This window comes from Embleya sp. NPDC005575 (genome assembly GCF_040605455.1).
Lineage (GTDB): Bacteria > Actinomycetota > Actinomycetes > Streptomycetales > Streptomycetaceae > Embleya.
The window spans coordinates 125,923-131,922 of the sequence record NZ_JBEXCV010000004.1; the positions used below are offsets into that span (position 1 = coordinate 125,923).

Below are 6,000 nucleotides of genomic sequence, written 5' to 3' on the forward strand. Positions count from 1 at the left end.
TGCGCCACGTGCGGCGGATAACAAGCAGGCTGGTCCCGACGGGAACCTCCAGCACTGCGGCTTCCTCAGTCAGAGCGGATCGCCGGACGGACCGACGTGCGGCGAGACGAGTACGGTCGACTGCCGGAACTGCGTTCGCTGGCCGTCCGATCGGAAGTCGCGCTGTGAGTGACCGAGTGCTGTACCTCGTCGTGTGTGCGGCGGGCCCCGCCCCGCACGTCGGCGTCCTGGTGGACCAGGCGATCAGCCGCGGCTGGGACGTGTGCACCATCGCGACACCTGCGGCGGTCGACGGCGGGTTCATCGACCCGGCCGACATCGAGGCCCGCACCGGCCGTGCGGTCCGGCACCGATATCGGCGAGCGGACGAGCCCGGGCGGTGGCCCAAGGCTGACGCGATTGCCGTCGCGCCGATGACGATGAACACGGTCACCAAGTGGTCGGACGGGCACGCGGACACCTACGCGCTGGGGGTTCTCACCGAGGCGATCGGGCTGGGCCTGCCCATTGCCGCACTGCCGTTCTGGAACGCCGCCCAGGCCGCACACCCCGCCGTCGACCGGGCCGTGGCCACCCTGCGCACCTGCGGAATCCACGTGTTGTACGGGGACCCCCACGTCGTGCCTCACCCTCCCGGCACCGGCGGGACACGCATCCCCGCCTACCCCTGGCACCTCGTCCTCGACAACATCGAGGGGCGCACGACCGGCGGGTAACCCGCCCGTGTGCGCCGGCTACCGAACACCTCCGGCACGGTGCCACCCTGGACGGCATGCCCATCACTCACGTCCGCGGCAAGGCCATCGTCCTGCCCGACACCCTCGACGAAATCCGTGCCAGCCTCCCCGAGGAACGCCGCGAAGAGTTCGACAAGGTCATCGGCAGCACGCCGCTCAGGCAGATCGTCCAAGTCGCGCTCATGGACTTCGCCCTCCCGGAAGAGGCCCATGAGGAAAGCCTGGAGCAGATCGCCCGCCTCCGCGCCGGAGACTTCTCCGGCCTCCACAACGCCGACGGCACCCCGTTCGTACCACCGGAGGAGGCACCGGAGTGAGCCGCTACTACGTCGCCTACACCGACCGCGCCGAGACAGGACTGGCCGGCCTGTCGTCCTCCAGCAAAGCCAGCGTCAAGGCCGCGATCGAACGGTCCATCGGCAACGACACCTACGGCTGCGGGTCCTCCTCCGTGCGGGGCGACAAGGACAGGCGGTCCGCCTCGGTGTCCACGGTAATCATCGAGTACGAGGTGTCCGCGTCCATGCTCACTGTCACCGTGGTTCGCGCCGTGAGCTGGTAGGCGCCACCCGGATGCCGGGCCGCGCCCACCGGCCTGGTGTCGGACCGACGAAACCCGATTCCCCCTCGCCGGCTGCGGGCGGGCACGTATGGGGCACCTGCCCCGTTCGGGTGCGCCGGCTGTCGAAAATCGTGAGGCGACCGTGGCCGGCGCGATCTTCCTCTACGAGGTGAGCGTACGAGGTGAGCGCCCGCGTACTCGTCGTATCCGTGCCGCGTGCCGTGGCGATCCGATCCCGCCCTGTATCGACCGTGGAACCGGTCGAGGACAGGACGCGGCCGGCGGCGGAATGGGGTGTCGGCCGGGGCCGGACACACGCGAAGATGGGGGCATGATCCACTCAGCTGCCGATGATCGTTATGAATCGATGCGCTATCGCCGGGCCGGGCGTAGTGGGGTCAAGTTGCCCGCCGTCTCGCTCGGGTTGTGGCACAACTTCGGGGACACCCAGCCCATGGAGGTGCAGCGGGCGGTGCTGCGGCGGGCCTTCGACCTCGGGGTGACGCACTTCGACCTGGCGAACAACTACGGGCCGCCGTACGGCTCGGCCGAGGCGAACTTCGGGGTGCACTATCGGGCCGACTTCCGGCCGTACCGCGACGAGATGTTCATCGCGTCCAAAGCCGGCTGGGACATGTGGCCGGGGCCGTACGGCGACGGGGGCTCGCGCAAGTATCTGCTCGCGAGTCTGGACCAGTCACTCGCCCGGATGGGACTCGACTACGTCGACGTCTTCTACTCGCACCGGTACGACCCGGAGACCCCGCTCGAAGAGACGATGGGCGCGCTGGACACGGCCGTTCGCTCCGGGCGCGCGCTGTACGCCGGCATCTCCAACTACGGTCCGCAGGAACACCGTCGGGCGGTCGAGATCCTGCGCGACCTCGGCACGCCCGTGCTGCTCAACCAGTCGGCGTACTCGATCCTGGATCGCGAACCGGAGCAGGGTGTGCTGGACGCGGTCGGCGAGACCGGGACCGCGCTGATCGCCTATTCGCCGCTTGCCCAGGGCCTGTTGACGGATCGCTACCTCGACGGCGTGCCCGCCGATTCGCGGATGGCGGTGGGCCACTTCCTCACCCGCAACGAGCTCACCGAGGAGCGACTGACCCTGCTGCGCGCGCTGAACAAGCTTGCCCAGGGCCGAGGACAGACCCTCGCGCAGCTCGCACTGACCTGGATCCTGCGCGACGAGCGGGTCGTGTCGGTGATCGTCGGAGCAAGCAGCGTACGGCAGTTGGAGCAGAACCTGTCCGCTGTCGGGCAGCCGGATCTGACCGACGCGGAGATCGCCGAGATCGACCGGCTGTGCGCCGCACTGTGACCGGGCCTCTCCGCGCCGCACTCTGAACGGGCGGCGGCGGCCGCGATTACACCTGCGCCACCAGGGACTTGCTCAGGTCCCCGGCGTCGATCGAGGCCAGGGAGGCGACCACCGTGCGGCCCGGTGCGGGTGCGATGGCGGTGGTCGAGGACACCGCGAGCACGGCGCACCCGGCGGCCTCCGCCGAGGTGACGCCGACGATGGTGTCCTCGACCGCGACGCACGCGCTCGGCTCGACCCCGAGCGCGGTCGCCGCGGCCAGATAAGGGGCGGGGTCGGGCTTGGTCCGCGCCACGTCCTCGGCCGCGACGGTGACCGAGAACCGGGCCGACCCCAACGCGTCCCGCACCAGGTCCACGACCCGACGCGGCGACGCCGACACGATCGCCACCGGCACCCCCGCGGCGGCCAGTCCGTCCAGCAGCGCCAGGACCCCCGGAAGCGGCTCGATCCGAGCCTCGACCCGGGCCGTGAACGCCGCGTCCAGCGCGTCGGTCAGCTCGTGCACGCACGGCGCCTCGGCGACCACTTCGTGCAGGTAGTCCGCCGTGTGCCCGATCGCGTGCCCGACCACATCCGCCGCGTCCGTCTCCCCCAACATGTAGCCCACCCGCCCGGCCACGTCGGCGACCGCCTCCCACCACAACTGCTCGGTGTCGACGAGGGTCCCGTCCATGTCGAACAACACGGCGGCCGGCAAGACGGCGGACACACTGAACTCGTTTCGGTGGGGTGAGGCAAGGACGTCACGACCCTCTCAGCCCGACGTGAGCACAGTGCCACGATCGGGTTGCGCGCGCATGAACGTGTGTGAACCCCCACCGGCACGGCACGCCCGACCGGACCCGGGTCAGATCACCGCGGCGCGCAGGGACAGGATGTCCGGGAGGTGTTGGGCGATGCGTTCCCAGTGGTCGCCGTCGTGCCGGCCGCGGTAGATCTCGCCGCTGCGGGAGCCGAAGTACAGGCTGGTGTCCTCGGCGTCGTCGGTGCACATCGCGTCGCGCATGACGGCGGTCCAGAAGTCGTCGGGAAGGCCGTCGGCCAGGGCCGTCCAGGACTTGCCCGCGTCGTCGCTGCGGTAGACCCGGCATCGGCCGTCGACCGGGAAGCGCAGCGAGTCGGCGGTGAGCGGGACCACGTAGACGGTGTCCGGCCGGTGCGGGTGGACCACGATGGTGAAGCCGAAGTCGGCGGGCAGGCCGTCGGCGATCGACTCCCACGTCGCGCCCGCGTCGTCGCTGCGGTAGACGCCGTGGTGGTTTTGCAGGAACAGCCGGTCGGGGCGGTCCGGGTGCCGGGCCACCTTGTGCACGCACTGGCCGTACTCGGGATACTCGTCCGGCGAGAACGTGACGTGAATACCGGTGTTGGACGGGTGCCAGCTCGCTCCGCCGTCCTCGGTGACGTAGACCCCACCGGTGGACATCGCGACGATGATCCGCCGCGGGTCGATGGGATGCGGCAGCACCGTATGGATCGCCTGGCCGCCGAAGCCGGCGCCCCAGTTCGGCCGGTGCGGGTGGTCCCACAACGCGCGCACGAGTTCGAAGGAGCGCCCGCCGTCCGCGGAACGGAACAGCGCGGAGGGTTCGACGCCGGCGTAGAGCACGTCGGGCTCGGAGCGGGCGCCGGGCACCAGTTGCCACACCCGCTCGACCGAGGCGCCCGCGTCCGCCGGGAACCCGACCCGGCCCAGGTCGGGTTCGCGCCAGGTCGCGCCGAGGTCGTCGCTGCTGACCACGATCGGGCCGAAGTGTTCGTGGACCACGCCCGCCAGCACTCGCGGTGCGTGCCCTCGGGTGTCGATCGCGACCGAGTAGACGCCCGTCATCGGGTGGTGCGGCCCGGTGTACGCCCAGGACCCGTCGTCGCGTGAGCGACCGATCCACAGACCCTTGCGGGTGCCGATGGCGAGCAGGACGGAATTCGTCATGGTGACCTCCAGGCAGCGTTCCGTACTCGGGGAACGCTACGCGGCGATGGTGACAATCGCCGCATTCGACGCGATCCGCCCCCGCCGACGCCATGACGATCAATCCCGGACGCGATCGCTCGCGGACGCGGTCGCCCGCACGCACGACCGCCCTCGGCCACGATCCCCCTTGCAGCCGCCCTACGGCAGCGGACGTCGTCCGGCGAAGCCGAGGTCGAGGCGGTGGTACCAGCCGAGCCGACGGTCGCCCTCCAGCCAGCACAACAACACGGGTACGCCGTCCAGGTCGGCCGGGAAGTCCACGAGCAACGGCGCGAAGCCCTTGAGCTCCGCGCCGGTCTGCTGGACCTGGGTCATCAATTCGTCGAGCCGGGCCTGCATGCCCTTGAGTTCGGGCAGCCCGCCCAGCTCGCATCGCACCTCGCCGCGCTCCAGTGCCACCGCGACCTCCGCGGCGTCCGCCCGGACGGCGATCAGCTCGTCGAGCACCGGCAGCAGCCGGGCCAGCTCCGCACGCGCCTCGTCGACCGTGAACAGACCCATGCGGCACAACCTCCCGTGTCGTACGCCGGCCGACGATGGCGCGCGCCGATGGTACTGCCGCGACCGGCTCCCGGGTGCGCCGCCGCCCGCGAAGCAGGATCGGCGCCCGCGAAGTGGATCGGCGCACCACGAACAGGGTGGGCGCCCGCAACGCGGATCGGCGCCCCGCGAACAGGTCAGCCGAAGTACTTGGTGTTCTCTTCCACCCCGGGAAAGGAGCCGTGGTTGGCGTGCACACCGAAGATGCCGCCGGAGGACTCCGCCCGACTGGTCCGGTCCTGTTCGATCAGGAGGCCGTCGTGGCTCGTGCTGCTTCCGCGCCTGCCTACCGCGACGGCGATCATCGCGACCAGCGCGATCAGGCCGGCGGCGAAAACAATGATCGTGATCACGGTGCCCCCTGTGGGTGTGCCCGGTCGGACGTGTCGGCTGTCCTACATGATCCATGCCCGTTCCGGCCCCGGCGACCCATGTCCCGAGCACCGAGCCGCCAACGCCCGCAGTCGGGACTCGTCGCCGTCCGACGAGTCCAGCCGCAAAATCTCCTGGACGAAGCGGCGATTCATCGGCCGGCAGCGGATCTCCTGGGCGGCGACGGCCTCCGCCTCCAGGAGCGCGCCGATCGCCTCGCCACGGCGGCCGACCGCGGCGAGGGCGCGGGCGAGGTCGATCAGGTGTCGGGCCTGCCGGCCACGGGGGAGCACGGCGAGTGCGGCCGGGGTGAACCGACCGGCGATGGCCCGTGCGTACTCGCCGAGCAGTACGTGGGCGGTGACCCGGTGCAGCGGCACCTGGATCGCGCCGGGGTCGGCCCGTTCGGCCGCGTCCAGCAGGTCGCGCGTCGCGGACCGGTCGCCGAGCCGGGCCGTGGCCAGCGCCGCCCCGAGCCGCAGCGTCC

8 protein-coding genes and 1 pseudogene are annotated in these 6,000 nt (G+C 71.0%); 4 read left to right on the top strand and 5 right to left on the bottom strand.

Annotated elements, in window-relative coordinates:
* Positions 1 to 164 precede the first annotated feature (164 nt).
* The 4 genes from ABZS54_RS02415 to ABZS54_RS02430 all read left to right on the top strand — a co-directional run bounded on the left by ABZS54_RS02415 (position 165) and on the right by ABZS54_RS02430 (position 2,623).
* Positions 165 to 716 carry a flavoprotein gene (locus ABZS54_RS02415; RefSeq protein WP_355529954.1) on the top strand — a complete coding sequence of 184 codons (552 nt, stop codon included), beginning with the start codon at positions 165 to 167 and terminating at the stop codon, positions 714 to 716.
* A 56-nt stretch (positions 717 to 772) separates the two neighbouring features.
* A complete protein-coding gene (locus ABZS54_RS02420; protein WP_355529957.1) occupies positions 773 to 1,054 on the top strand; it encodes a hypothetical protein in 282 nt (93 codons plus the stop codon).
* Positions 1,051 to 1,299, top strand: a complete 249-nt coding sequence (locus ABZS54_RS02425) for a hypothetical protein (protein WP_355529960.1) — start codon at positions 1,051 to 1,053, stop codon at positions 1,297 to 1,299. Before ABZS54_RS02420 ends, ABZS54_RS02425 begins: the two co-directional genes overlap by 4 nt.
* A 331-nt stretch (positions 1,300 to 1,630) precedes the next feature.
* Positions 1,631 to 2,623 (top strand): aldo/keto reductase, encoded by a 993-nt coding sequence (locus tag ABZS54_RS02430; RefSeq protein WP_355529963.1) that lies wholly within the window; start codon positions 1,631 to 1,633, stop codon positions 2,621 to 2,623.
* A 46-nt stretch (positions 2,624 to 2,669) separates the two neighbouring features.
* Here ABZS54_RS02430 and ABZS54_RS02435 read toward each other — a convergent pair whose 3' ends face one another.
* From ABZS54_RS02435 to ABZS54_RS02455, 5 genes and pseudogenes are all read right to left on the bottom strand, one after another.
* Positions 2,670 to 3,335, bottom strand: coding sequence for an HAD family phosphatase (locus tag ABZS54_RS02435; protein WP_355529965.1), 666 nt, complete (start codon positions 3,333 to 3,335; stop codon positions 2,670 to 2,672).
* A 138-nt stretch (positions 3,336 to 3,473) separates the two neighbouring features.
* On the bottom strand, positions 3,474 to 4,559 hold the full coding sequence (locus ABZS54_RS02440; protein ID WP_355529967.1) for an exo-alpha-sialidase: 1,086 nt from the start codon (positions 4,557 to 4,559) through the stop codon (positions 3,474 to 3,476).
* Positions 4,560 to 4,739: 180 nt separating this feature from the next.
* The gene (locus ABZS54_RS02445; protein WP_355529970.1) at positions 4,740 to 5,102 is read right to left on the bottom strand and encodes a DUF2203 domain-containing protein; all 363 of its coding nucleotides are present in this window, start codon (positions 5,100 to 5,102) and stop codon (positions 4,740 to 4,742) included.
* Between the two features lie 176 nt (positions 5,103 to 5,278).
* Positions 5,279 to 5,494 (bottom strand): hypothetical protein, encoded by a 216-nt coding sequence (locus ABZS54_RS02450; protein ID WP_355529973.1) that lies wholly within the window; start codon positions 5,492 to 5,494, stop codon positions 5,279 to 5,281.
* 42 nt (positions 5,495 to 5,536) lie between these two features.
* A pseudogene (locus ABZS54_RS02455) lies at positions 5,537 to 6,000 on the bottom strand (XRE family transcriptional regulator); the annotation flags it as partial.